This window comes from Pseudidiomarina sp. WS423 (assembly GCF_050750165.1).
GTDB classification, from domain to species: Bacteria; Pseudomonadota; Gammaproteobacteria; order Enterobacterales; family Alteromonadaceae; genus Pseudidiomarina; species Pseudidiomarina fusca.
In genome coordinates this window covers 1-26,664 of record NZ_JBOJLN010000011.1, presented here as the reverse complement: position 1 = coordinate 26,664, position 26,664 = coordinate 1, and the positions used below count along the sequence as shown (strand labels likewise).

Here is a 26,664-nt window from a genome sequence, read left to right as displayed (position 1 = left end):
TGTTGTCCTTTACTATAAAAATAACCATGCCCGCAGGGGCTGTTCTAATTGTTGTTGCATGCTGCGCAGCGCAGCTTGCTCAGCGGCACTGGCGCTAGCTCCTTCACCGATACTACGCAACTGTTGTTGCTGATACACGGTAAAAGGCGCGGTAGGGCTGGTTAACTGCACCTGCACCACGCGCTGTTCTAAAAACTTACCTTGTTTTTGGCCGCGCTTACGCTGTTCCGTTAACCGTAACCAGAGTACGCTGTCGGTAGCTGCTGGCAATTGCGTCGATAAGGCGCCTACCAGGGGCTGCAATTCATAATTGGCAACCACCCGTACGCCCATATTCTGCCACACTTGCTGCACCTCGCGCTGCAATTGTTCTAAATGCATCCGCGCCATCGGTTGGCCACCATCTAATGCCGCCATGGCGCGCTCTAAGCGCAAGCCATCGTCGATACTCTGCCGATACTGTAAACTCCACAATAACTGTTGTGCTCGCCCTTGCTCGCTGGCGTCATCCATAAATGGAAAATTCAACGCCTCTAAGGGCCGCAAACGGTCATGCAAACCCGCAACAATCGCGGCCTTAGGCACCGCCAACAACACTGCAACTTGGCTGCCATCAGCATTTTCTAACAGGGCACTTTGCTGCTCTTCTACTTGCTCTAATTGCAAACCCAGCGCCTCTAACAGCGTCACTTGGCTGAAATCATCCTGAATTTCAGTAGCACCTGCGCTACGTTTACGCGCCAACACACTGCGCTGTAAGGTATTCACATCAGCCGATACTTGCAGGCTAATCTCAGCCAGCGCATGCTGCCGCGCCGTCGCCTTAGAAACGCCAAAACCCACTGCATACAAGTGGGTTGATGGATAATCCGAGACGGGAGCAAACACCCAATCCGGCCAGTCGGCCTCGGTTGGGGTAGCCGGCTGCAGCGTTGCCGATTGCGCTGCCGACTGCTGCGCCGCCGCGCTGGGCAGCGCTAGTAGCAGCCCCAACAGCATCGCCATCTTACCTGTGTGCATCCAAAATGTGTGCATCAATTCAGTTCCGTTCCTAAATGATAAAACTCATTATCTTTACTCAACGCATCGTGCAGGTTGTTCTCAGCTTGCTGCCGCACAACTATAGAATCTTCGCCACTCGCTATCAGCCGTTCTGCGCGCTGTTGCGGTGTCGGAGATAACGTACAACCTGCCAGGGCTACAGCCACAACAATGAGCAGGATTGATCTTGATTTTTTTAGCATGAATGCCATAAAGGTCTCAACTGCAACAGTAGGCACTGGCCTTATCAGCCAGTGCCGTACTTAACAGCTTATTTAGCTTCTAATTCAGCTTGCAAAGCATCAATCGCCAACATGGTATCTTGGTCAATCGAAATAAGGTCGCTTGCTTGAGTCGCCAGTTCGATTTGATCCATAGCCCGAGTCATGGCCAGGTAAATGTTATTATTCACGGTTTGCTCTTCACCGCCACCTAGCATCAGCCTTTGTGCTTGATAAATTGCGGTAGCTTCGGCAATTTCAGTACCATATTGACTCATTAGGTAAGTACCTTGAGCACCTTGAATCAAAATCTCTTCAAATAATTCTTGGTTAGCTGCAGAAACTTCTGCGATCGCGCCACGATAAGCATCGATCTTCGGACCAATTTTTTCTGCTTCAGTGGTTGCGCCTAAATCAAATTCCATAATAGCTGCTTTCAACTGCTCTGGCGTTGCTTCACGCTGCGCATACAAGAACGCCTGCACATCAGCATGGTTTTCTGCTTGGGTGCGATATAAGCCCATCACTTTCTTCTGACGCTCAGTGATATCTACTACGATATTTAAGAAGTCTTGAATACCAGGAAACGCAGTGATGCGCTCGTAGCCAAGCTCATCCATTTGTTCAGTTAATTCGGCAATCGCAAGATTACGATCTAACTTGGCTGCATCGCTGGTAGTAGCGCCACAACCGGCAAGCGTTAACATTGAAGCCAACAAAGCAGGAATGATTAATTTTTTCATAATAAGAGTCTCTCCGTAAGCTCCAACGAGCTTTCCATACGTTCCCCCAACCTAGCCTGTATACCAATAACTAACTAAGCTGAGAGAGGTCCAAGGCAAATTGTTATATAATTGTATACTTTGCCACAAGGGTTAAGGTAAATAATTTGTAAACGCATTGCAACAAAAAAATCTGAAATAAGCCAAAAAGTATTTGGCAGCTATTGAATGGTGCTTCTATTACAGGCATAGTAGCCCATAGCTACGCAATCTTTACGAAAGATTAACAGAGTAATAGCCGTTTTACAGGACGAAACTGCTGATGAAATATGTCAAAAAGCTAACAAAAATCGCACTTGGTAGCCTAACCTTAAGCGCAGTGGGCCTCTGCTCTAGCGTGAGTTTAGCTACCCCTGTTCAAGAATTACGACTGGCACAAGAAGCCTTCACTGAGTCGTACGCCTCCAACGTACCAGTAAGTGGGCGTATCTTAGTTGGGGTGGTGTATGCTTCTCCCAACCTTAGCGGAAACCTTGCCGTACGAGTGCCAAAAGTTGATTTAGATCAACCTATTTGTTTAAAGGTGCATTCGCGCGATGGTAGCTACAGCTCAGAAAATGAATACCGCATGGCCGCCGCCGCAGAGGCTGAGTTATATTCAGTAGAATATCCTAGTAAGCATACAGATGTGTTAGATAAGCTCTCAGCTGACGAGATGGCTATGGTCGCCGTACCCGGCTCTTGTGAGCAGAGTAACAGCATTCAACAAGTGTATTTAAGCTATCGCGGCGAAGAGCCAGGCGGCAAAGTATACGTATTCGCTAACTCAGGGCGTAGCGATGTGTTCATGCAACTGCAGCTCGACTCTGGCAACCAAAATCACCGCTGCCAAGCTATCAAGCAAGGCGTCCGCACCGGCTACGATACCCTGTGTGAAATCGACCCAGCATTACTGCGCGATGGCAGCAACGCCATCACCCTCGTCCGCCGCCAAGCCGGCCGCATGCTGCCACCCGTTAAATTTGAGTTGGTGTATTGATAAGAGCAAATGCGCTTTAAGATGTTAGCTATTGGCTCTTGGCGCAGCTACACCGCTCATGCCAGCTTTAGTATGAATAAAAAGAGATACTTATGTCCGTATTGAAAAATAGCGCGATGCGCATGTTTATGGTAACGCGGGTGAAGAACCTGCGCGGTCGCGGCTGGACTCGTAAAAGCGTGATTTTTTTGATTTTGTCGGGGATGGTAGCAGCGCTTGCGTACGTGCTTTTTGCCGACCGAGTCAACATCTACACGGTAAGCGCTAGAACGGACGTGATGAATATAGTGACCGCTGACAGCGCCATCAACCAGTGGCGTATTCCGGCCGATGCTACGGTTTTTAGTGGCCTAAACAACGATGCCTTGATGGACCCCAGCCAAAACCCCGCCGGTGAACTGGATGTTTTTAACCATCAGGCAAAGGAAAACTTCATCATTGTTAATCCTGGCGTTCAGGTCACTTTCTTTGTTAACCATGCTAATAACGAATTTGTGATGACCCTCCAGCACCCAGACTTCGCCAACGGTTCGGTCGGCTATTTAGACCAGGATATTGTTGGCCGTCAACAGTTAGATTCTTACGTGGATGTGATTATTGGCCAATCACGCCAACTGCTCTTCCCTTTTATGGGAGAAGTGGTGATAGGTGACGACGTGAGTACTTCGGTAGCAGCAACGTTACTCAGTGGCAATATTCGTATCATCGAGCAGGAACTGTTTGGCGACGTACGTTACGTATCGGGTGAGTTTGAGTTAGACCAAGGCGACCGCGTGACGCTACATAACGATATTGAGCGCAACACCAACGCGGTGCTGCGTGGTTTTGTGCGCTATGAACCCGACGACAGCATGTATATCACCACCCATGGTGAGACCACAGTTGCACGGGTAGAGCGCCTTGGCAGCGCCGGTTACGATGCTAAAACCTCGCTATGGAAGCGTTTCGGTAACGATCCTGTGGTGATGGCGCTGACCAGTTTGTACGCGATTATCTTCTTAATGCTAGAGTTTACCGTGATGTTACGGAGCTTATTTGCTCCGAAAAAAGAACAAATCAAAGCAGAAGAAGTGGTGGTGAATCGCTAACAGCTGCACGTATAAAAACAATAGGTGATATCCGAATCATGGCTAAGTTACGACCTACAGCGGCAATCAAGCCGCTGCTAGCCGCCTCGGTGGGGCTAAGCATCGCCACCGCAGCTATTGCCCAAACAGCGGTAGCGCAGAACACCCCTATTACTCCGGTATTTGTTGAGGCCGGCGAGATCGGCCAAGGCTTTTTGCTCAAACGCCTAGACAGCTGTTACCTGATCACCCCCGAGCACGTCGTCAAAGACAACTTTTTTGCCAACCTCACCGCCGCCAACGCTGCACGCAGCAAAGGTGAAGCCGTTGCCATTCAAAACTTCGGTTACGACCTATCGATTATGGGCGTGAGCGGCCCTGCTGCTGAGGGCTGTGGCGCTAGTTTTAACGAGCTCACCAGTACCAGTGCTGATGTCCTCAAACAATTGCAAAGTGCCAGCCAACTCAGTGTTAGCACCGTTAGCGCCGATGGCGCTCGCACCTTAACCCCAGTAAGCATCAGCAGCGTTGATTTGTTGCGTCTTTACGTACAACCCATCGATGCTATCAACACGCCTTTGTATCAAGGCATGAGCGGCAGTACCGTTTATGTCGGCCAAACGCCTGTGGGGATGTTGCAATCAGTGGATGCAGATAGCGGCCAAGGCTTGGTGTTGCGCATCGACCGTTTACTAGAAACCATCGGCCCTTTTTTCAATGATGGCTTGGTCGCAGATCTGGCCAATAATACCGGTCTGAATGCTCTACAACAAAGCGTGACGCTAAGTGCCTGGAGCCATGCGCCCAGCGCCGGTAGCAATAGCAATCTGCTCACCGATGGTGATACCGCCACCCATTGGAGCTATCAGCCGCAACAAGGGCCGAACTATAACAAGCTCGGCAACTATCAAGCACACAATCCTGTGCGGCTCACGTTTAGCCTAGGTGATAACTTACAACAGCTTAATAGCATTACCTTGGCTAACCATAGCAAGCAGCGTAGCAGCTTTATCCGTGATTTTGAGATCCTTGCCAACCGTTCCGAGCGCAGCGCCCAAGGCTGGGTGCCTGTGTATAGCGGAACTTGGATGCTCGGCCAAGAGCAAAAGGAGATCGATCTAAGCAAGGCCAACGTCGCAGCTCGCCAATTTATGCTGGTGGTGCATTCTCATTGGCAAGCCGACGCGGAACAGATCGTGATTTCAGAGGTTAAAACAAGTCAATCGTTGCTGGCAGAGTAACTCCTGCACAAGTCACGCTGCCGCTTAACTCACTCACGTCGTTAAGCTCAAATTTAGCGCTGCAGGCGTTTTGCGATAGGCTAACCTGCAGCCCAGCTACTTCACCATAACCATTGTGGCTACCGCCGAAGTTACGCACCTCAAAGCGGCCATTCACCTCGTTATAACTGCGCACGGTTACGTTCATCACGCCACCTAAACTGCGCCGCAATTGCTCGGCCTTACCGCCATCACCTTCGTTTAAGGTGATCTGCAACGTCTGTACTTCGTTAAATCTATGGCTCAAAGTAATAGCGCGCGCCACGTCGTCGGCACTGCCAAAGCCGACCGCATAGGCCATTTCACGTAGCGCCGTATTATCCGATTGCAACAACTTATTCAGTGCACTACTACGTACGTTGGCATCGGCATGACTCAATAGTTGCCGCGCCTGCGCTAACTGATTGGCATCAGCCTGAATTTGCTGCACGTTAAGCTGGTTAGCCGCCACGGGTGCCGCGCTAGCAGCGGTCGTTCCTGCCGCCAACAAGAGCAGCGCAGTAGCCATGTGGGTGATACCGCGCGCCGACCCAATAACCAACCTTTTATCATCCTGTAACATGCTTACGTCCTTCATTTCTACAACCTTTAACTTTCAAACAAATCGTCTAGGGGTACTGGCCGGCCAAAATAAAAGCCCTGCATGTAATCACAACCCAGCTCAGTAACAAACTCGGCTTGTTGCGGGGTTTCTACCCCTTCTGCCACCACTTTAAAATTCAAACTTTGCGCAATTTTAATCACCGAGCCAATCAACACTCGGTCACTACGATGGGTTTTGATCCCAGCCACAAAACTCCGATCAATTTTTACTTTATCCACCGGCAAACGGCGCAAATAGCTCAAGCTGGAGAAGCCGGTACCAAAATCATCTAACGAGATGCTGATTTGCTTATCACGCAAGCTTTGCAAGATATCCACCGCATAGTCGATGTTCTCCATCAAGATGCTTTCGGTAAGTTCTAACTCTAACCACTGCGGCTGACACCCGGTTTCTTCTAACGTACGCTCTAAAAAGCCTTTAAATTCGCTGCGGTTAAAGTGCAAGGTACTTAAGTTAACCGCTACCTTACATGGCCCATATTGCTGCAATTGCACCGCCGCCTCACAGGCCCGTCTAAACACCCACTCACTTAACGGAATAATCTGGCCCGTCATCTCGGCCAAGGGAATAAACTCCGATGGCGGAATAAAACGCCCAGGCTCACGCTCCCAACGCAACAAGGCCTCGTAGCCCACTGTGGCGGTATCGCTACAGCGCACAATCGGCTGATAATGCAAGGCCAACTGATTACGCTCAATCGCCTCCTGCAAACTCGAACGCATCGCCGCTGATGATTTAAACTGCAAGCTCATACTCTCTTGGTACACTTGCACGTGATTGTGGCCTTGGCGCTTGGCTTGATGCATGGCCATATCGGCCCGCTGTACCAACTCCAATGGCGCATATTGGTCGTCCGTTTGATGCGCCACGCCAATGCTGGCAGTTAAGTATATTTTATGGTGCATGATCCGATACGGCTGTGCGACGGCCGCTAATAACTTATCCGTCAGCTCTTTGACCGCCCGTTCATTGTCATGCACTTTGTCGGTAATGATTAAAAACTCATCACCACCAAACCGGCCTAAGATAGCCTGCTTACCAACCACAGCTTCTAACCGCTGCGCCAGCACTTGGAGTAAGCGGTCACCCACTTGCAAGCCCAAGCTATCGTTGATGTAGGTAAAGCCATCCAAGTCGATAAACAACACCGTTTGCTGCTTGTTTTTATGGAACCTATCCGCTAACACCTGCTCACTGGTGGTACGGTTAAACAGCCCGGTCAGGGCATCATGCTCGGCCTGAAACTTCAGTTGCCGGCCCTGCAACACCAACTCGCGGTTACGCTCTACCGTCAGTGCCATCATCAGCACCAGCAAAATCCCCGCAAACACCACCAACACCTCAAGATTAGCCCGCTCTTGTAAACTGCTGAGATCTACCAAGTAGGTTTGAATCGGGTTACCTGAAGTGTTGTAGTCTGTTACTAACGCACTGTCATACAAAAACAATGCCTTACTGGCGAGGTAAGCTTTTTGCTCATCGCTGATCCAATACCCCGCATAGTCAATCAACACGCCTCGGCCAAGCATGGTGTATGCGGTAATAGGTGATTCCATAATGCGGGTTTGCGGCGCTAACATCAGCGGCACGTCAAACACCACCAATAAAGAGAACTGCCGCTCCGGCTGTTCTTGTTGCGGAGGATGCGCCTCGGTAAATTCCACCGGCAAACGCACAAACAACAAGGTTCCATCAGGCGAGTTATCCCGAGAGGCAACCAACATTTCAACTCGGGTTAAATTCGCAGCGGCACTCGCGCGCAAATAGGGGTCGATGTTCCACAGATGGGTGTAATGGCTGTCGCCGTTTTTATTCTGCTCCCAAACCACATCCGTCCCTTCAAGCAGCATCATACTTTCAAGGAAATCAATATCTTCCAAGTAGGCTTTAACATCTGCGTCAATCAATTGATCATGATGGCTGGCAGGATAGTCACTCCAGCGCTCGGCCAGTCGCTCGAACGTCCGCAAATGCTGCGAACCTAGTGAACGCCTACTCTCGTTTAAATTCTGGGCAACCTCACGACCTTGCTCACGCAAGTTATTCATCTGGTTATGAAAGGTGAGTAAACCGAAACTGGTTGCGGCGGCTAAACCTAACAAGACCATCCCGGTAGTCAAAATACTGACAGGAGGCAGGTACTCATGCCCAGCACGGCTGGCATTCCACACCGCCAATGCCGCCAGCAACACCAGCGTACAACTAATCAAACTGCCAATCGGATGCCGCGCCATCAACGGCTGCTGATAATAAAAATGCAGCACTATCATGGTTAACATGCCCAGCGCAATCGGGGCCGCCAGCAACGCTTGCACGCGCATCGCCACCCGCCCACGTAACCGCAGCGCTAACCACAGCGACAATAACCCCATCAAGCCGTGCGTGATCGGATGCACCTGCGAATCGTAAGGATCAATCACGGAGCCAAACAAGCCGTTGGCAGCTACCACCACCCCAATAACGGCAAACGCCCGCGACAACCAAGGCTGCCACGAGCGTTTTGAATGCAAATCAAAGGTAAGGAGACTCAAGCCATTAAACACCGCACCTAATAGCAACGATGAGCTCATGGAGTGGTACAGCGGCAACTGGGTCGGCTCCCAGTAGCGATAGCCCAGGATAAAAATCCCAGCTAATAGCAGTGAAAGCGACAACACCAAATGGGTCACTGCGCGTGCTTGTTGGTCTACCTGAATTATACGCATTCGGTAATCCTGCTAGTCTAATTATTCTTATTATTATGGGTAGCGCCGTCAGCTCATCACATCAGCATTTACGACATAAGCTTATATAACCATAAGAAGATAACCATGACTAGTCGGATTAGCGAGTTTGCCAACAAAAACCAAAAAAATCCTGATGAAGATAGAGATAACTAGTTTAAAAGTGATAGAGCGAATTTTAGATGTGTAACTACCGTGGGCATACCTTGCGGATTGCCTCATGAAGTCGCCTTAATGCAATAACTAACGCGACAACTAGCTTTAATGCGCTAGAATACTGATATGGAGCCGCTTAAAAATCGAAGCTGAGCGTGGTAACACCCAAAGCTTACCATTACGATCCCGAAACACCGCATGGGTCAGAATCGGTGACCGTTCCATTTCCATCATGGCCCGGCGCAAGGCTTGACCATTCGATTCACTGCTTGGCACCCCAATATCAGATAATTTTTCGTCACCGTTATATAACGATATTTTGCGGTGCCTCTTATAATGACCACTCTGACTAGCTGTCACTGCTTGTTCCCCCATGTCCGTACAGAAAATAGTGCTTATAATTGTAGGTAGTATGTAAAGATTACGCTATAAATCATTTTCGATATAGTAGGCGCAAAATCGTAACGATTTGTTGCGTCTTGGTTAACTTTTAAAGAATAAGGCACGAAAGGGGTAAAAAACAATCGGGTTTTATACGAAATCGTTGTCAGATTGGGGATGATTTGAGCGTCCGTTATTTTAACAGTGTAAAGGTTTTGGTGAGGGCTTGTTTGTTTGGAACTTAGCGGGGGCTTAATCGGAGCTTAATCGGAGCTTGTTCGGAGTTTGCGCTAGCGCATAAAGAGAATTAGAAGAGGCAGCAGTGCGACCAAAGTATGGATTACGGAGTTCGAACAAGGTGCTGCCTCTCCTAATACAAATAGGCTACCTGAGAGATCGGCTATTGTCAGTAATTTTTTTCTGGTCTAGGCTGATTTTTCGCTTATAACTCAAGGAGAAATGTAAATGGATATTACACATCATGGTGCTCATGAAGGGGTCACCGGTTCTTGCCATCAACTTCACCTCGATATCAAAGGTAGCTCCAGTCCATGTTCCGTGTTGATCGACTGCGGTATGTTTCAAGGGATGGATGCCAAACGCCATCAGCTTCATCAACAAATGCTAGCAGTCGCCGAACAAGAGGGCACGCTGGGTTACAGCGACGTTGGTGGCGGCGTTAACGGAGCTGCTGGAGCTGGTGGTGGCGTTCGCGGTGCTAGCAGCATGAGCAGCCGAGATAGCAGCGGGCTTGGCTTTAGCATCGACGACATTGAAGCTTTGGTGCTCACTCATTGCCACATCGACCACGTTGGGCGCGTGCCACAGCTGATCACCGCTGGCTTCAGCGGCCCCATTTACTGCACACCCGCCACCGCTAGTTTGCTGCCGATCGTCTTGAGCGATGCATTAAAATTGCAGCTCGGCCATACCAGCCAGCAAGACGACATGATTGACCACCTGGTGCGCCGCATCCAGCGCCAAGTCATACCCATCGCTTACGATCAATGGTTTACCCTACCCTTTAGCCGCGACCAAGTCCGCTTACGGCTACGCAACGCCGGCCACATCTTAGGCTCTGCCTACGCCGAATTTGAGCGAATCGAAGACGGCTTTCGGGTGGTCTTTTCAGGCGATCTCGGCTGCAAAAATACGCCCTTGCTACCGGACCCGACCCCACTCGAGTACGCCGATATCTTAGTACTCGAAAGCACCTACGGCGACCGCCTGCACGAACCGCGCGAGCACCGCCAAGCACAGCTCAAACAAGTCATCGAGCGGGCCTTTGAAGATAAAGGAACGGTACTTATTCCGGCGTTTAGTATCGGCCGCACCCAAGAGCTGCTGTACGAGCTTGAAGATCTCATCCACAGCCACGCCGATTGGGCCAAGATGACAGTGATTTTAGATTCGCCGCTAGCATCGCAATACACCGCCATGTATCGACGCCTGCGCCAGCAATGGGATGACGAAGCCAAGCAACGCCTGGCCGACGACCGCCATCCGCTTAATTTTGAACGGCTGCACATCGTTGAAAGCCACGAACAGCACGAACAACTGGTGGAACTCTTGCGTGATAGTGGCACCCCAGCGATTGTCATAGCCGCCAGCGGCATGTGCAGCGGCGGCCGCATCGTCAACTACCTGAAAGAGCTGCTGCCCGATGCTCGCACCGATCTGATTTTTGTCGGCTACCAAGCCGAAGGCACCCCCGGCCGCGACATCCAACGCTACGCCGAACACGGCCTCGGCTCCGGCAGTTCCGGCTACGTGGTACTCGACCACCAACGCATCGCCATCAACGCCCGTATCCATACCCTTGGCGGCTATTCAGCTCACGCCGATCAGCGCGAACTGGTCGAATTCGTACAAAGTGCCCAGCGCCCTATCCCCGATATCCGCCTCGTACACGGCGAACCCGCCGCCAAACGCGCCCTGCGCGCCGTCCTAGATAGCTTCGATTGAGCCGAAGAAGGACCTGCGGCCCCAGCTACGGAGCTGGGGCCGCAAGTTCCTCCAAACAATCTAAAACTTTACCAAAGTACGACCAATGTCGTACAATAGAGGCCTGCCATGGGATTTAACAACATTAAAAAGAGAGTCATCAAATGCTTGGATGAGGCAAACAGTGTATTTATCAGCATTCATATGTAAGAGGCTAAAATGAAAATATTCAAGGTTGGTGACTCACACAAAGCAGCCTGTACAACATGCCAATCATTTGGAGACACAACATTCCAGTTACGTGATGTCCCCTTCAGCGATGGCAGCGGTATCGTTAAAAATGTTCTGGTTGGCGTTTGCGACAAATGTGACAGCGTCGTTCTCCTTCCACACCAATCAACTCCCGCGGTTAAGCGCCAGTATGAAACCAAGCGCAAACCGGTCGAGGGACGCTTACCTGCACACCTGATCGATATCCTAAACCTAGCAACAATAGAAATTGGGGCTTCCATCGATTTCGTCCCCAATTTAATGAAATACTATATTCACGCATTGTCTGAGAATGAGATGGCAGCGAAATCTATCACACAGTATTTGAATAGCGAATTAGCAAAAGGTCGAGCAGATAAACGGCTATCCCTAAAAGGGCGGCTACTAGCTAGTGAAATTGAGCGTCTTAAAGTGATAACGGATATAGCAAACACAACTGATTTACTAAAAAGCATTGTTCTTAAGATTAACGAAGACCTTTTACTTAAACGAAAAGCAGCACCAATTAAAGAATTGAGAAATATATCAGCAGCATTGGCGTAGAGACTTAAATACCGGAGCCACCTGCGGCCCCAGCTAAGTAGCTGGGGCCGCAAGTCCCTCCAAGTCCCTGCAGACAGAAAAGAGCAACAAGCCTACTTAATCACAATCGGGTTAATCGGCGAGCCTGAGCCGCGTTCCATTTTCAGCGGCGCCGCGGTGAACATAAAGGTATACTGACCATCTTTGGCGCTATCCGCGGCCAAATCGTCCAGCCAATACAACTCACTCAGCACCACACCTAAATCACGAATAAGCGCACCATGTAAAGGGATCACGTAATCGTCACCCTCAATCTTTTGTGGTACCAATTCAACCGCTAAGTTATCCGCCGCAATCACCGGAATTTCCATCTGATCAATCCAGCGCACCAACTCTTTGCTGTAGCACAAACCTGGCTCAGTGGTAGCGCTCCATGGCGCATCTGGCGCATCGCTATAAAAACGGCCAACGGAGCCCGTACGAATCAGCAAAATATCACGCTTCTGAAGCGTTACGCCTTGGGCCTTTGCTGTCTCTTTCAGATCTTGCAAAGTCACGCAACTGCTAGGTGGCAAACGCCCGGCGTCACCGCCTTTACGCAAACCAACATCCAACAACACCCCGCGTCCCACAATACCGTGACTCGCCAAGCTACCAATATCCACATGGTCATGCCCATGCACCGTACTATCAGCGCTCACCCCACCGTAAACTTGGTCACCGTACCAAGCGTGGCCTAACGCATCCATGTGCGTGGTTCCTTGCAGATACATAAATACCGCATCATCAGAATACTTCACGCCACCCGCCAGTTTTTCCAACTTACCGGTGTCGTACATGCTCTCATCTTGAGTCATATAGTGCATGGCCGGCACTCGACCAGGAAAGACCGGTCCCACGCCATGAATCATCGGCAACTGTAAAGTAAATGTCTTACCTTGCTTCACAGCTTTTACCCCACGCATCGCCTGCGCGTCATCAAGGTAATTCAGCGCACCAATTTGGTCGTCATCTCCCCATTTGCCCCAGTTCTTCGGCATATCGGCCTGTAATTTCTCAATCGGTGTTTGTTGTGCCAGAGCTGCTGTTGATAATCCCATCAGCATGGCTGCAATCGCTACTGGTAGTACTTTCTTTGTTGTTTTCATAATGTAAGTCCTTATTGTTATTGGAATAAAACTTAGTAACTCAATTTAATGTATTTGGTTTCGAGGTATTCCTCGATCCCTTGACGGCCGCCTTCACGACCCATACCCGACGCTTTGACTCCGCCAAATGGCACCGCAGCATCTGAGATAAGGCCCGTGTTGACACCCACCATGCCTACCTCAAGCTCTCGTGCAAAGCGTTGAATTCGTTTTAAATCTTGGCTGTAGACATAGGCAGCCAAGCCTGCCTCTTGCTGGCGTAACTGCTGAATTAATTGGGTCTCGTCAGTAAAGCGCACCAAAGGTGCTACCGGCCCAAAAATCTCCTCTTGCACGCACTCCATAGCAAAACTGGCGTCAGCCAATACCGTGGGTAAAAACCAATTAGCATCGCTCTGCCAACGTTTACCACCGCATAACAGCTTGGCCCCTTTGGTGAGCGCATCTAACAACAGCTTTTCTACTTTATGCAGGGCCGCCCGGTTGATTAACGGCCCAATCGTGACATCAGTCTGATCGCCACAGCCCAAGCGCAACTGCTGCACCTTCTCAACTAAGCGTTCAGCAAATGGCTGATACACTTCATCGGCAACAAACAGGGCATTGGCGCACACGCAGGTTTGCCCAGCATTACGAAACTTAGCCGCAATAGCTCCATTCACCGCAGCCTCAATATCCGCATCGGCGCAAACAATAAAAGGAGCATTACCACCCAGTTCTAACGACAGTCGCTTCAAGGTTGGAGCACATTGAGCCATCAACAAACGCCCCACCGCAGTCGAGCCAGTAAAACTCAACTTACGAACCTGCTTGGAAGCCGTTAATTGAGCTCCTACCTGCTGTGCATCGCCGGTGATCACATTCAGCACCCCAGCTGGTAGCCCCGCGCGTTGGGCGAGTTCAGCCAAAGCCAATGCTGTAAAAGGTGTGTCCGGCGCTGGTTTAACAATCATGGTGCAGCCCGCAGCTAAGGCCGGCGCTACCTTCCGAGTGATCATCGCCGCCGGAAAATTCCATGGGGTAATGGCCGCACACACCCCTACCGGCTCTTTAACGACCAACATTGATAATGGGGTTTCGCCGTAGGGCAAGGTCGCCCCACCATCAAGCAGGCTCGGCTGCGCAAACCATTGAATGTAGCTCGCAGCATAAGTTATCTCACCGAGCGCTTCAGCCAACGGCTTACCCTGCTCCAGCGTCAAAATCCGCGCCAAGCGCTCGCGCTCAGCCATAATCAACTCATACCAAGCCAGCAATAGCGCACAACGCTCACGAACCGGTACCTCCCGCCACAGGTAATAGGCTTGTTCGGCAGCAGCAATACAGGCATCAACTTGCGCGCCACTGAGTTGTGGCACCGTGCCTAAGCGCTCTCCTGTTGCTGGGTTGACGACCCCCTCTACCGCATCGGCATCAAGCCACTGGCCATTCACTAATGCCTGCTGGCGTAACTCAATCACGTCGTTCTTAAACATCTTTAAACTCCACTGTATTGCGGTTTTCCTCAGCTTGCTGGGCCCGCCAGCGTTGTTGCTTTTTCACCAAAGTAGATTGATCAATGCCCAGCGCTGCCGCCGCTTGGCGGGTAGTGCCGTACATGGCCAGGGCCTGCTCAATCAGCTCGCGCTCTAAACCTTCTACTTGTTCTTTTAAACTCATACCAAGGGCCGTAAAACCTGTATCTACTCGCATTTCGCGTGGCAGTTGCGCTGTGGTAATCAGAGATTGCTCTGCAGTCACCACCAATCGCTCGGTCAGGTTGATCAACTCGCGAATGTTGCCCGGCCAGTGATAGCGTTGTAACCGAGCAATCACATCGCTGTGCCAACGACAGTCAAACTCGTACTTAGCATTAAAATGGCTTAGATAATGCTGCAGCAAGGCTTCAACTTCTTCAGCCCGCTCGCGCAGCGGTGGCAATTCCAGTGGCACCACACTCAAGCGATACAACAAATCTTCACGGAATTGGCGCTGTGCCACCAATTCATGCAAGTTATGGTGGGTTGCAGAAATCAACCTGAAATTGGTATTTTTGAATTGAATACCACCAACCGGAATAAACCGGTTTTCAGCAATCACTTTGAGCAGTTTGGCTTGCAAGCTCAGCGGCAAATCGCCAATCTCATCAAGAAATAAAGTGCCGTTATTAGCGGCCTCCAACAGCCCCGTCTTGCCTTTCTGAGCAGCCCCAGTAAAGGCCCCCGGCACATAGCCGAACAATTCTGCTTCTAACAGACTCTCTGGCATGGCAGCACAATTCAACTCAATAAAGGGCCCTTGCGCCACGGCGCTGTAATCATGAATGGTGCGCGCCAGTAACGTCTTACCAGTGCCGGTTTCACCCTGAATCAGAACCTTGGCGGCGGTGGGCGCAACTCGTTTAGCGAGATCGTAGCAACGCTGAGTTGCCCGACTGATAATCACCGCATCGTTGGCCTCGTGCGCACCATAATGGTCACGCACATGTAAGATCTGCTCCAACTGTTCTTCGGCGCGTTTGGCCTGCAGCAACTCGGTAACGTCACGCACGGTCGTAACTATGTATTCAAGTCGCCCTTGCGGGTCGAACATGGGCGTACCCGAGACTAAAATCTTATGATCATTGCCAATGGTCTGAGTGAGCGTGACCGGACCTTGCTCTTTCAACACCTCCAACGACACCGAACGCGAGATGTAGCCTCGCTGTACCACTTCAGACATGTGTAAGCCCACGAGCGCACTACGTGGGATGCGGGTAATACGCTCGTACGCCTTATTCACAGTGACCGTCACGCCATGACCATCGGTGATATAGACACCATCACTTAACGCATCAATCACTCGCTGTAAATTATCGCCGGACATCATGCGCGTTGCTCCCTTAGGCGCCAGCCGTACACTAAAAAGCACAGCAACAGCCCGGCTGCAAAGGCCCAAGTAGCACCTTTCACCACCAAAATGGCAGCAATCACCCCAGCAATCCCTAAATCACGCTCGGAGCGTGCCTCTTGAATGCCAATACGCACGCTCACATAGCCTTGAATAAGCAGAGTGAGCGCTAAAGCGATCCCCAAAATCGGCTGCACCAAACTCACCACCGGCAACAACAACAAGCCGGTATTGGTGCCCCAACGAAACGAGCCGGCGCCACCAAAAATCGAGTCCATCGCTTGCCGCCCCTTTTTGAAGCGCTCCACAATCACCACATGCATGGCCGCCCACAAGGGTCCGCACATAGTCACATCGGGTCCGATCACGCTCATGCCGAGGTTGCGCGCACCAAAGATCAAATGCGCACGATTAGGGTCGTAATCAATTTTCTCATCTTGGCGCACCTCGTCTGCTTCATCCAAGATAGCCTTGCTTTGCAACACATCACCAAACAACACAATGTACGCCGCAAGCACCGTCGGAATCGCACTCAAGTACATACTCCAAGGCGGAAAACCCACTCCGAACAAGGTGTATTGACTAAACATGGTGGCAAAATCAGGCGAGGTGAACCCCCACTCCAACTGCGGCCAAGGCGCTTCTGAAAACAGCGGGGCCAGTACAATCGCCAAGGCAATAATCGGGAAAATACCTAGCTTACCTAACGCCGCAAACACCCAATGACGATCTTGCAAGGCTGCAAAATGCTTAGAAAAGATCAGATAAAAGGCAATACCCACCGCAATAGAAATGGTAAATGGATAACTTTCAAAGCGCCCACCATCGTCAAACACCACAGCAACCGCTGCTAGCCCAGCCCCCATAATAATGCCGGCTTTGATGGCACTGGGTATCAACTGCACTACCCGCTTAGCAGCGCCCGAGGCGCCCAGCAAAATAGCAAACAACCCCAGCAACATCTGAAACGCAATCAATGCATGCACGCGCGCCTCACCTTCCGGGAACATCGACACATACATCATCAGTAACGGAATCGCTGGGGTTATCCACCCAGGGACCACAGGATCACCAAGCAAATGGTGCAGTAAATAGAACAAACCATTGAGCACCACAATCGCTAACGCCGCCTCGAACGGCATGCCCAGCAGTTCGGTCATTAATGAGATGGCGGCAAGGTCAACCGCACACATCAACAGCCCTTGAAAATAGTCCGGCCATTCAAAGCGATAATGCACAAACGGCAACCGCACTTTAAACGGACCAAGGGCAAAAAACGGTGCTTCAGCGCCGCTAACGCGTTGTTTCCATAACGACATCAGAGGCTCCTTAGTAGGCTTCGCGATAAATGGCTTCGATATCTTGCACCGAGAGCTCGCGTGGATTATTGCGCAATAGCCGAGTGACCCCACTTGCGGCTTCCGCAAGCTCAGGTAAGGCCGACTCAGGGATGTCAAACTCGCGCAGTTGCGCCGGAATATTGACCGCCGCACACAACGCCTGCATTTGCTGTAAGACATAATTCCCAGCCGCTTCTACGCTGATACTATCCGCCGCACCAAAAGCTTTGGCTAATTCGACAAAGCGCTCAGGACAAGCCGCTTGGTTCCAACGCATCACTGGCACCAACATCACCGCATTGCTCATACCGTGTGACAAATGATAACGACCTCCTAGCGGGTACGCCAAAGCATGAACAGCACCCACCCCAGCATTACCAAAAGCCAGCCCAGCCATCAAACTGGCGGTGGCCATTTCTTCGCGGGCGACCATGTTGTCAGGCTCTTGATAAGCCTGCACCAAACTGGCTTTGATTTTACGGATAGCCGCCAACGAATAGGGCTCGGTTAACGCCGTCGCAAATCTTGAAAGGTAACTTTCTACGGCATGCACCAACGCATCAATACCGCTGGCCGCAGTAACACCTGGCGGACAGCTCAAGGTGAGCTCTGGCGCCACAATGGCCACATCAGGCAACATCTCATTACTCACAATGCCCTTTTTTAACTGGGCTTGGGTGTCAGCCAAAATAGAAATGTTGGTGACTTCTGAGCCGGTACCTGCGGTAGTAGGTAAACAAATCAGCGGGTATTGCCGAGGTTTCACTTGGTCTTCACCGAACAGCTCCGCTAACGGGCGCGTATCACCAGCGTAAACCGCCACGGCCTTGGCCGTATCCATGGCACTACCGCCACCAATCGCCACAATGCCATCGCAACCTTCTGCCATAAACAGCTCGCGACAGGCTTCAACCACCGCCATCTCAGGTTCAGCTGAAATCGCATCAAAGACAGTCACTTGATGCACACCAGCTTGGTTTAACTGGGCGGTAACCGTAGCGATAATGCCCGCCTCACTCACCCCGCGATCACTCACCAATAACGGGCGCTGCATAGCAAGCAGTTGCATCTCGTGCGCCAACTGATGACTAGCATGGGCGCCAGTTAGCAACCGTCGAGCGGTTTTAAAGGTTTGAACCGTTGAAGTACTCATGATCTTCCTCTCGTTGTTCTTGTTCTTGTTATTGGCGTTCGATAGTCGGTACCTTGGATGACAAACATAGATGCAAACGACGTACCAACTTTTACAATATTTATAACACCATGTTTTTAAATGTTTTTTTGTTTCAAGCCTAAGAGTCTCGCCCATCTTGTTGATGACAATTATCATCAAACTACACCCAATGATGATAATTGTCATCAAGATTGTTTGTATCTCAAAAAATAAATGGCTTTAAAAACATATAGTTATAAATAGCTACCGACTTGGCACAGCCATTGCACCTATCACCCACATCAGCATCATCTCATTCTGAGAGCTGTCACCAACGATAATAACAACAAGAGGCAATGGTTATGACTGACAAAACAACACGGCTTTATCTTCCAGCAGTAATGAGCGCTCTGTTACTGGGCACCGCTCCAGCCTATGCCAACAGCAGCAGCGAGCCCGTTTGGGATTTTGGCTTTCACGGTTATGTGAACGCCCATGCAGTATTCGCCGATTGCGATGACTCCGGGGCCGTCGTTGCAGGCAATGCCCTGCTCTGTACCGGCGAAGATGCTACCTCGGTATCCAACGGCTACAGCCCCGCTAGTTTCCAATTCTCCGCCAGCACCCAACGCGAAGGCTTTGATATCAAAGCAGTGATCGCCATCGAGCCCGGCACCACCGATAACAGCGCTTTTAACGGCAACGGCGACAACCGTGCTTATCGCGCCTTCTTTACGGTAGGCAACGCAGAACTAGGAACCATCAAAGTGGGTCGTGATTACGGCGTATTCGGTATCGATGTAGTACTAGAAGATATGGCATTAGGCGGGGTTGGCGCACCAGCGTCCATTCGTAGTCCTCTGAACACCACTCTAGGTGCGGCTGGCTACGGCTACGTATTTGCAGATAGGCTGTCACAAATCACATACAGCCGTCAGTTTGGCGAGCAATGGCAGGCCGATATCGGTATTTTTCAGCCGTTAGATCCAGTCAGTTTCGGCGGTAACGGCTATGTCGGCGACTCAGGCTCTGAACGGCCAGGTATTCATGGTCGATTGCGCTACAACTACGAGCAAGGGTTTGTCTCTAGCACCTTCTACAACCAAGATGTTAGCACCCCAAGCGGCAGCTACAGTGCCCGTGGCATCGATATCACTGCGGCGCTGCAGTTGGGCGATACCCGCTTCATGGCATCAGCGTTCGACGGTCAAGGTTTTGGCTATTACGGACTTTTGATTGATGCAGCCGATAGCAATGGCGCTCCACGCGATAGCTCGGGCTGGTTAGCCCAAGCCACCCACACCATAGGAGCCACCAAATTTGGCATCAACTACGGCGTCTCACAAGTCGACCTCGCTGGCGTTGATACCTTGGCGCAAGTAGAACAACAAAGCAAAGCCAGCATCGGCGTCTGGCACACCCTCTGGAGCATGTTCACCATCTCTGGTGAAGTCTCTCGCATGGATGCCGAAAGCCACGCCGGCGACAGCATCGAAAACACCGCCATCAGCGTCGGCCTCGCCCTCAGCTTTTGAGGAACTTGCAGACCCACCTCCGGACCCCGCTCCGGAGCCACCTGCGGCCCCAGCTACGGAGCTGGGGCCGCAAGTTCCTCAAAGCCCCTCCCGATGCTCGCAAACTTCTGCTATCCTACCCACCACCACCCCGCAGCGAGCACTATCCATGGCCAAATACATCACACTCAACATTAATCTTGAAGATGCCCCTTACCAAGTGTCGCGCCAGCTGTTGGTGCCAGCTAAAATCGATTTATACCGGCTGCATTACTACATTCAGCTAGCAATGGGGTGGACCAATTCCCATCTGCATATGTTCAAAACTGCAGCAGGCTTCTTCTCGAATAACGATGACCCTTTTGATGTTCCTTTTGATAACGAGCAACCTGAAATAGGTGCCAAGCTAGTCGCCCAGCTGCCACGCAAAGGCGATAGCCTGCTTTACGTTTATGATTTTGGCGATGACTGGCGTCATACGGTGACTCATGGAGGCAGCAGCATTCAGCCTCGGCACAGCTCGGTTAAAATCATCGCTGCGGTAGGTGCTTGCCCAGCAGAAGATAGCGGCGGCGTTGCACATATGCCCGAGCGTTCCAGCAACAAGCCGAACCTAGCGCAGATCCAGCAGCGCCTCGATCAGTTTATCGAACTAACAGAACAACAAGCCCACGACCACGACCGTGCTTTTGCATTTGTAATGGGTGACCAAGATGCACTAGATGAGACTGACGAAGAGGCGTTAGCAGCCTTTATAGCGGCCGATGAAGCCGAAGAGTTTAACGAGGATGAACTCACGCCCGAGCAGCAGCAAGCATTTGCTGAGCTGAAGCTGGACATGCAAAAGCAAGCAGCCCAAATACTGTTACAACAAATTATCGCGAACATGCATGCGCAGCAGCGTTATCAGCATGTGAACGAGTTTATCAACAAGCCATTTACGCACACGCCGATGCACCTTGCCCCGCCACCTAACGAGCTGGTCGCTGAGGCGCCGATTATGAAAGCTCTGCTGCCGCTACTGCAAACCATGTGCGACAAGCCCATTAAGCTCACGGCTGCAGGCTATCTGCCGGTAGCTTGGGTCAAACATATGTGGACTGAGCTCAATAGCCCCGACACTCCGTGCATTGGCAAACAGCAATACGAAGTACCTAACTCAGAATCAAAAGTCACCATGGTTGCTGCTGCTCGACACATTATGGCGCAGAGTAGCTTAGTTAAAGCCAACAAAACCAGTTTAACCATCACCGCGAAAGGCAAAAAACTAATAGCTAGCCAAGCGCTGGGCGAGATTTATCACGAACTATTAAAAGCCTGCTTAACCACGTTTCATTGGGGTTTTGTGTTCGGTGACCAGGTGTGTCCACTGCAACGTGCCGTAGCTCCTTCGGTGCTTGCCATCAGCCACTATCTGCCGCAGCACGAGTTTCCGGTTAACATGCTGTACGACATGACCAGCACCTTAATACCCGCGCTTAACGAAGAGCCGATCCCGGCTAGCGCGTGGCGAGATGATAGCGATCATAGCGAACGACAATTCTACTTTGCCTATCGCTACCTCACGTTGTTCGGCATCTTCGGCATCTGGCAACACCAAGCCACCAACGACTACCGCCGCTTCGACACCCAAGCCTACCAAGTCACAGTTACCGATCTTGGCCGCAGCTTGCTGGCGCCATGATGTGAGGTATCTAAAGTGGCATCGGTTTAAATACTAATCAGCGGGTTGAGTTTGACGTTTTTAATTCCAACTTCATCTTTAAATAAAGCTAGCTGTTGTTGTTTAATAACATGCGTGTATGGCTTCAAAGAGTTACTCAACTGTGCGATGATTTTTTTCCTGTCGACTTGTCCATTTTGAGACTCAATGAAAAGATAAATTGTCGCGCGAAGCTGCTTAAAGCCTTTTGACATCCAGCTACCCTTTTTTCGAGCTTTAAGCTCAACAAAATGATAGATGTCGCGATAATGCAAAATACCATCACACCGGGTCACCTGATTGCCTTGTTCGTCTGAGCAATCAACACAATTATCGATAGCCCAAAATGCGATATCTAAGCATTGAGGATTAGTTACCGTTGCAATCCACTTTACTTTGTCGGTTGAATCGGTATTCAAATATGCAGGATTGTCATCATCATCGTCACATATTCCAAATAACAAGTCTGTGAGACTACTTTTACACTCATCCTTGAGTAAATTCATCGGATCACTCCATCCACAATAGTTCAGAAAAAAGCTGATTCGTTTCTTCCAGCTCATTATTAAGTTGGTTATCGTCGGCAACCAACCCATTGTACCTTTCGACTACTTCAATACTGCCATTCTCACAAAACGCATAAACATTAGTTGTGCTCGGATCAATACTTGATGCTTCCGGACAAATGTCTCGTATCGCATCAATATTCTTCAATTGTTTGTTATTGAATCTTTCATATACATCAAAGGCTTGTATTGCAATATTTAAATAACTGATGATAAACGGGCTATGTGTAGTGATGACAAGTCTGTTGCCCGCCTTATCTTTTACCGCTCGCAATACCTCAAAAAGTGCTTGTTTCTGCGATGTTGGAAACAGATTCTGCTCTGGTTCTTCGACAATATTGACAAAAGAGTTATAGGTGTAACGACGAACAAGTGCATCAAAAGCGCTATGGATACTTCCTAATTCCTCACCTTTTTCAATGGTCGCTTCGAACAACTTAATAAGCTCTTTGTTTAAGCGTTTCTCCAAAGCCACACTGAGATCTCTCTGTTTGACCTTATCGGATTTGAGCACAAATTGTGATAAATATTTAGTCACTATCACTAATGGCACATAACTTTGATATCCGCTTGAAGCATGCAATAAATTAACTCGGAAGCTTGCCCCAGTGATAAAAGACTGCTTACTCTTACTCTCATAAGCAAACACTGCATTCCCTAGCGATAGCGGTAGCGCTTCATTAGCATAATGCTCTTTGGCTTCAACATACTCTGATAAAAAGGCCTTTAGCGCTTTAGGTAGCTTAGAAATCAATTCCGGCCTATCAATTGCAGCAAGAAAATTCCGCTCAGCTGGAACGTACATTATTTTCGGTGAATCATAAGGGGCATCAGTTAGACGTTCTGAAGTAAAAGTTTTATTCAATAAAAGAAAGCGAAAGGCCTGCCCTTCGTACTCCACATAAGACTGTTCACTGAAATAACTCTGTAAACCATGAAATGAGACAACTTCATTCATGAAATACTCGTAATCAAGAGTTTCATGAATTTCTAGATCACCCCGTTGTAAAGATTTCTCGAGCCATGCAAGCGACGAATAAAGCTTTGCAACTGTACTTTTCCCAGATCCTTGGGTGCCAGTAAATAAAGTAACGCCGTCAAACTTGATTGCGGCACCATTTTCTACTCCAGCTTTTATTGGTCCGACATTTCTAATCCGTAAGCTCGTCATTTTTACATTCGCTTTATTTCAGAGGTAAGGTTTGATTATTTAAAATCGATGCATTTAAGCTCTGACACTATCAGATGAAGTTCATTATGGGCATATTTGAGATGATTATAAAGAGGAGAAGGCGCTAATTCGTGTCAGCATATTCGTCTTACATACCATCAATGGTTGTTAGGCTGTCTTTCGCAAGATAAAATACTCTTTCTTCAAAGGAGGACGACCTCCCCCGCCTTGGGAATAAATGACTAGGACGACCTAGCACCTTTATATTTCGGAGGGGTCAATGCCTTGGATCTATCTTCTCATTGCCGGTGTACTTGAGATTGTGTGGGCTTACACAATGAAGCAGTCTCATGGCTTTAGTAGGCTCATGCCATCAGTCATTACGATTGTTGCAATGGTGGCCAGCTTCGGGCTGCTAGCCGTTGCCATGCGAACCATTCCGCTTGGAACGGCCTACACGATTTGGACAGGGATAGGGGCTGTAGGAGCTTTTCTTGTCGGTATTGCCTTTTTGGGCGAACCCGTCAACGCAGCGAGAATCATTGCGGCAATCCTCATTGTTTCAGGGCTGATATTAATGAAGCTATCTAGCGCGTAAAAATTAACAGCAGGAAGTAGCGGCCTTAACGGAACGGAACAGGCCACTCCTCCTGCGCCTTTGATGACCGGCGATGAAGGCAAATAGCCTAAGGACTTCTCACGCTGCGATGATTCATCAATGAGATTCAGCAATTTGCTATAACCCAAATGACTGTGTAAAATTTCATCGATATTTTAACAGGACGTTAGATACAAATCGGAGCATTGATGATGTTAACCAATGAACATAAGGAAGTGTGTAAACTGGCAACCTGTAAAGATGTAACCAAAGCAGCAGCTTCAGGTAACACCCAGTTTCAGTACTTTCTCAAACATGGCAAACTGCCAACCAATAAGGCGAGTATTAAGAAAGCGCTACGTTAATCGTGCGTTTTTTCACAAGTCCTTATTTTAGGCAACTCGACTCTTGGGTCGAGTTGTTTAACACATCCATCTCGCACAAGACGCTGATACTCGGAAACGCTCGTCAAAAATTACTGAAGTTCATTACAGAACCAACTCAATACATGAAGAACACAACGATTACTGGCTACTTTATGCATATGACAATGTCGAGGAAAGCTATTTGCTGCTAACCGTAGTTGGCCCAGAAGCTCATAGCCACAAAAAGTGGCGGTCGTACCTAAACCACATCCACATCAACATCGTTGAACCATGGATAAACGGCAAACTAGATGGGGTTAAATGACGAGGACCACGTTCTCAGCGTTCTGAATGCTCATATGCAGCTCAATTGAATGACTGATAACCTTCTTGGGCAAGCAAGTCGTCATAGGGCATGCAATATCTCCGCAGTGATTGGCCTTGTTAACACTTAGCTCCGGCATCAAGATGTTCGCTCGCCTACATATGCGACGACCTTCCACTCTTCGTCTTCGTTTTTACGCGAATAAAGCTCTCGGTCAGTCCCCGCTGAATTGGGGATGCTAATACACTGCTCCGCATCATCGTCACTGCATATCACTGGTTGGTGCTGAGCTGAAGCCCCTGCATACTTGTCAGCCTTTACGTTATTCCAGATTTCGTTTATTTCTTCTTGAGTGTGCTTCATCGTTGTATCCCCTTGAGTGCTGGCATTTTTAGAAGCTGATATTCCCTTGCTTGGGCGGCTTAATGATTTCATAAACCTTTTCGACTTCATAATGGCGGTGCACAATTTCACCTTCATATCCATATGATATTTCCTCGTAAAGCATCACTCGTAGTGAGTCCCCAGGCTTAACGTCTAGCTTCCGACCTTGAAACAAAAAAAGCCAATCAGCATCTGTAATTTTTGCATCAATTGAACGACCGTCATACTGCAAGCCCCACATGGACTGGCCAAGATAATCAGGCTTTTTCACTTTTACTACGCCCTTGCCTGAAGACTGAACCACCTCTTTGGTTAAGACATCTCTAACAATTTCATTAGAAATCTGAAGCTCACGGTTGAAATTAACTACATTTTCACCGTACCGATAAGTGGCTGAGTCCCCCTCAGATAGATACGACAAGCTTTCTTGCACACCAAGTATGTCTGAAAGCAGAACCTTAGCAGATGGTGATTTATAGGCAGGCAGCTGCTTCAAATCTGTCTCTTCTGCAATTCTAACAAGCTCTCGTTCTAGAACCCTAACATCATCACGGTGGGATATTTCCTTTTTATCTTTTAGCCACTCCAGAATTGCATACTTCGCTTTGAGCAAAAAATGACCTAATATTTTCTTCCACTCAGCTTCTTTCAATGCCTCGTCAGGAAGGCCTTCAATGAGATCTCTGAACTTTGCCTTTATGGAGCCAGCGGAAATATTATCCAAAACCAATGATGCATCTAGAGCTACATCAAACGAAGATGCCAAATGGGAATCTAAGGATTGAAAAGAGTCAATAAGACCAGACATGGCCTTGAATATTCTTGCGGGGTCGCCCTCTCCTGGCCTGAAGTCTATTTTTATCTCGAATTCGTTTTCTTTCATTTCAACTCCTCACCCACAGGCTTAAAGCTTCTAACGCCAGCCAGCATGCGCGGCTACGGAATGGAGGCGAAGCCGCAATGTAGTAGGCGTCGCCGTGCCTGGCCTTGTTAGCGACTCCATGGCACCGGGTTATCTCTCCAATCTAGACCATCGCCCAGAGCATCCTCAGCGGATTTTAGAGCCTCGGAGTGACTACCACCTTGGCCATAAATACCGCAATCCTGACACTCGCTCAGATAGAAGGTGTCCTTGATTTTATAGATATTCAACGCCTCCAACCCACACTGCGGACATTCATCAACCTGAACAAAAGACCGTTCTTTCTCTGCCTTCCAAGCATTAGCGAGCATCTGCGTGATCTCTGCGCTAGCTGCTGAACGTTTCCCTTCTGCCTCCCGAACTCTTTTGGCCCCTTCTGGGTCGAACTTTCCACCGACATAATTGCCAGGATTCTCTTCAGGAAAATCCTCGAAGTATTCAGACCATTCACCCATTTTTAACCCCTCCTGTGGGTTTGTTTACTGCTCGCTAACGCTTTGCTAATTGGCTGCCGCAGCGTAGCGTAGGCAGTCCAGTGGAGGCCACGCCGTTTGTGGCCAGAACGAAATTAAGCAACTTGTTATAAAGTCGATTTGCATAGATGGTAAATGTAATCATCAACAAGTTGCCCCTTAATT

24 protein-coding genes are annotated in these 26,664 nt (G+C 49.5%); 9 read left to right on the top strand and 15 right to left on the bottom strand.

Annotation, left to right across the window (positions count from 1 at the left end; all coding sequences use genetic code 11):
- Positions 1-12 precede the first annotated feature (12 nt).
- Genes ACQ661_RS09545 through ACQ661_RS09535 form a run of 3 tightly spaced genes read right to left on the bottom strand, consistent with a single transcriptional unit; the run spans position 13 to position 2,005 of the window.
- Positions 13-1,035, bottom strand: a complete 1,023-nt coding sequence (locus ACQ661_RS09545; RefSeq protein ID WP_431668230.1) for a hypothetical protein — start codon at positions 1,033-1,035, stop codon at positions 13-15.
- Entirely contained in the window at positions 1,035-1,253 is a 219-nt protein-coding gene (locus ACQ661_RS09540) for a hypothetical protein (RefSeq protein WP_431668229.1), read from the bottom strand. Before ACQ661_RS09540 ends, ACQ661_RS09545 begins: the two co-directional genes overlap by 1 nt.
- A 59-nt stretch (positions 1,254-1,312) precedes the next feature.
- On the bottom strand, positions 1,313-2,005 hold the full coding sequence (locus ACQ661_RS09535) for a hypothetical protein (RefSeq protein WP_431668228.1): 693 nt from the start codon (positions 2,003-2,005) through the stop codon (positions 1,313-1,315).
- Positions 2,006-2,306: 301 nt separating this feature from the next.
- Between ACQ661_RS09535 and ACQ661_RS09530 the strand changes: the two genes are divergently transcribed.
- The 3 genes from ACQ661_RS09530 to ACQ661_RS09520 all read left to right on the top strand — a co-directional run bounded on the left by ACQ661_RS09530 (position 2,307) and on the right by ACQ661_RS09520 (position 5,331).
- Complete coding sequence (locus ACQ661_RS09530) at positions 2,307-3,023, top strand: hypothetical protein (RefSeq protein ID WP_313932551.1); 717 nt, start codon at positions 2,307-2,309, stop codon at positions 3,021-3,023.
- 92 nt (positions 3,024-3,115) lie between these two features.
- Entirely contained in the window at positions 3,116-4,111 is a 996-nt protein-coding gene (locus tag ACQ661_RS09525; RefSeq protein WP_431668227.1) for a hypothetical protein, read from the top strand.
- 38 nt (positions 4,112-4,149) lie between these two features.
- Positions 4,150-5,331, top strand: a complete 1,182-nt coding sequence (locus tag ACQ661_RS09520; RefSeq protein WP_431668226.1) for a hypothetical protein — start codon at positions 4,150-4,152, stop codon at positions 5,329-5,331.
- On the opposite strand, the gene ACQ661_RS09515 is transcribed toward ACQ661_RS09520, so the two are convergent.
- From ACQ661_RS09515 to ACQ661_RS09505, 3 genes are all read right to left on the bottom strand, one after another.
- Positions 5,300-5,932 (bottom strand): hypothetical protein, encoded by a 633-nt coding sequence (locus ACQ661_RS09515; RefSeq protein ID WP_431668225.1) that lies wholly within the window; start codon positions 5,930-5,932, stop codon positions 5,300-5,302. The genes ACQ661_RS09520 and ACQ661_RS09515 overlap by 32 nt on opposite strands.
- Before the next feature lie 26 nt (positions 5,933-5,958).
- Positions 5,959-8,679, bottom strand: coding sequence for a putative bifunctional diguanylate cyclase/phosphodiesterase (locus ACQ661_RS09510; RefSeq protein ID WP_431668224.1), 2,721 nt, complete (start codon positions 8,677-8,679; stop codon positions 5,959-5,961).
- A gap of 279 nt (positions 8,680-8,958) precedes the next feature.
- Entirely contained in the window at positions 8,959-9,213 is a 255-nt protein-coding gene (locus ACQ661_RS09505; protein WP_431668223.1) for a hypothetical protein, read from the bottom strand.
- Positions 9,214-9,699: 486 nt separating this feature from the next.
- Between ACQ661_RS09505 and ACQ661_RS09500 the strand changes: the two genes are divergently transcribed.
- Positions 9,700-11,199, top strand: a complete 1,500-nt coding sequence (locus ACQ661_RS09500) for an MBL fold metallo-hydrolase RNA specificity domain-containing protein (RefSeq protein WP_431668222.1) — start codon at positions 9,700-9,702, stop codon at positions 11,197-11,199.
- A 198-nt stretch (positions 11,200-11,397) separates the two neighbouring features.
- On the top strand, positions 11,398-11,991 hold the full coding sequence (locus tag ACQ661_RS09495; protein WP_153825977.1) for a hypothetical protein: 594 nt from the start codon (positions 11,398-11,400) through the stop codon (positions 11,989-11,991).
- A gap of 92 nt (positions 11,992-12,083) precedes the next feature.
- Here ACQ661_RS09495 and ACQ661_RS09490 read toward each other — a convergent pair whose 3' ends face one another.
- Genes ACQ661_RS09490 through ACQ661_RS09470 form a run of 5 tightly spaced genes read right to left on the bottom strand, consistent with a single transcriptional unit; the run spans position 12,084 to position 18,479 of the window.
- Complete coding sequence (locus ACQ661_RS09490; protein ID WP_153825978.1) at positions 12,084-13,118, bottom strand: cyclase family protein; 1,035 nt, start codon at positions 13,116-13,118, stop codon at positions 12,084-12,086.
- Between the two features lie 32 nt (positions 13,119-13,150).
- Positions 13,151-14,593 carry an NAD-dependent succinate-semialdehyde dehydrogenase gene (locus tag ACQ661_RS09485; protein WP_431668221.1) on the bottom strand — a complete coding sequence of 481 codons (1,443 nt, stop codon included), beginning with the start codon at positions 14,591-14,593 and terminating at the stop codon, positions 13,151-13,153.
- On the bottom strand, positions 14,586-15,965 hold the full coding sequence (locus ACQ661_RS09480) for a sigma-54 interaction domain-containing protein (RefSeq protein WP_431668220.1): 1,380 nt from the start codon (positions 15,963-15,965) through the stop codon (positions 14,586-14,588). Before ACQ661_RS09480 ends, ACQ661_RS09485 begins: the two co-directional genes overlap by 8 nt.
- Positions 15,962-17,305, bottom strand: a complete 1,344-nt coding sequence (locus ACQ661_RS09475) for a hypothetical protein (RefSeq protein WP_128352372.1) — start codon at positions 17,303-17,305, stop codon at positions 15,962-15,964. The genes ACQ661_RS09480 and ACQ661_RS09475 overlap by 4 nt, the downstream gene beginning before the upstream one ends.
- Positions 17,306-17,315: 10 nt before the next feature.
- Positions 17,316-18,479 carry an iron-containing alcohol dehydrogenase gene (locus ACQ661_RS09470; RefSeq protein ID WP_431668219.1) on the bottom strand — a complete coding sequence of 388 codons (1,164 nt, stop codon included), beginning with the start codon at positions 18,477-18,479 and terminating at the stop codon, positions 17,316-17,318.
- 362 nt (positions 18,480-18,841) lie between these two features.
- Between ACQ661_RS09470 and ACQ661_RS09465 the strand changes: the two genes are divergently transcribed.
- Together ACQ661_RS09465 and ACQ661_RS09460 are read left to right on the top strand one after the other, a co-directional pair.
- Entirely contained in the window at positions 18,842-20,014 is a 1,173-nt protein-coding gene (locus ACQ661_RS09465; protein ID WP_153825983.1) for a porin, read from the top strand.
- A gap of 148 nt (positions 20,015-20,162) precedes the next feature.
- Positions 20,163-21,677, top strand: coding sequence for an IS1096 element passenger TnpR family protein (locus ACQ661_RS09460; protein WP_431668218.1), 1,515 nt, complete (start codon positions 20,163-20,165; stop codon positions 21,675-21,677).
- A gap of 26 nt (positions 21,678-21,703) precedes the next feature.
- Here ACQ661_RS09460 and ACQ661_RS09455 read toward each other — a convergent pair whose 3' ends face one another.
- Together ACQ661_RS09455 and ACQ661_RS09450 are read right to left on the bottom strand one after the other, a co-directional pair.
- A complete protein-coding gene (locus ACQ661_RS09455; RefSeq protein WP_431668217.1) occupies positions 21,704-22,201 on the bottom strand; it encodes a hypothetical protein in 498 nt (165 codons plus the stop codon).
- Between the two features lie 4 nt (positions 22,202-22,205).
- A complete protein-coding gene (locus tag ACQ661_RS09450; RefSeq protein ID WP_431668216.1) occupies positions 22,206-23,432 on the bottom strand; it encodes a hypothetical protein in 1,227 nt (408 codons plus the stop codon).
- Between the two features lie 280 nt (positions 23,433-23,712).
- On the opposite strand from ACQ661_RS09450, the gene sugE reads away from it, so the two are divergent.
- Positions 23,713-24,030, top strand: coding sequence for a quaternary ammonium compound efflux SMR transporter SugE (gene sugE, locus ACQ661_RS09445; protein WP_431668215.1), 318 nt, complete (start codon positions 23,713-23,715; stop codon positions 24,028-24,030).
- Between the two features lie 209 nt (positions 24,031-24,239).
- The gene (locus ACQ661_RS09440; RefSeq protein ID WP_313933483.1) at positions 24,240-24,395 is read left to right on the top strand and encodes a hypothetical protein; all 156 of its coding nucleotides are present in this window, start codon (positions 24,240-24,242) and stop codon (positions 24,393-24,395) included.
- A gap of 716 nt (positions 24,396-25,111) precedes the next feature.
- Here the strand turns inward: ACQ661_RS09440 and ACQ661_RS09435 are convergent.
- Positions 25,112-25,987 (bottom strand): hypothetical protein, encoded by an 876-nt coding sequence (locus tag ACQ661_RS09435; RefSeq protein WP_431668214.1) that lies wholly within the window; start codon positions 25,985-25,987, stop codon positions 25,112-25,114.
- A 107-nt stretch (positions 25,988-26,094) separates the two neighbouring features.
- Positions 26,095-26,481, bottom strand: a complete 387-nt coding sequence (locus ACQ661_RS09430) for a hypothetical protein (protein ID WP_431668213.1) — start codon at positions 26,479-26,481, stop codon at positions 26,095-26,097.
- Positions 26,482-26,664 lie beyond the last annotated feature (183 nt).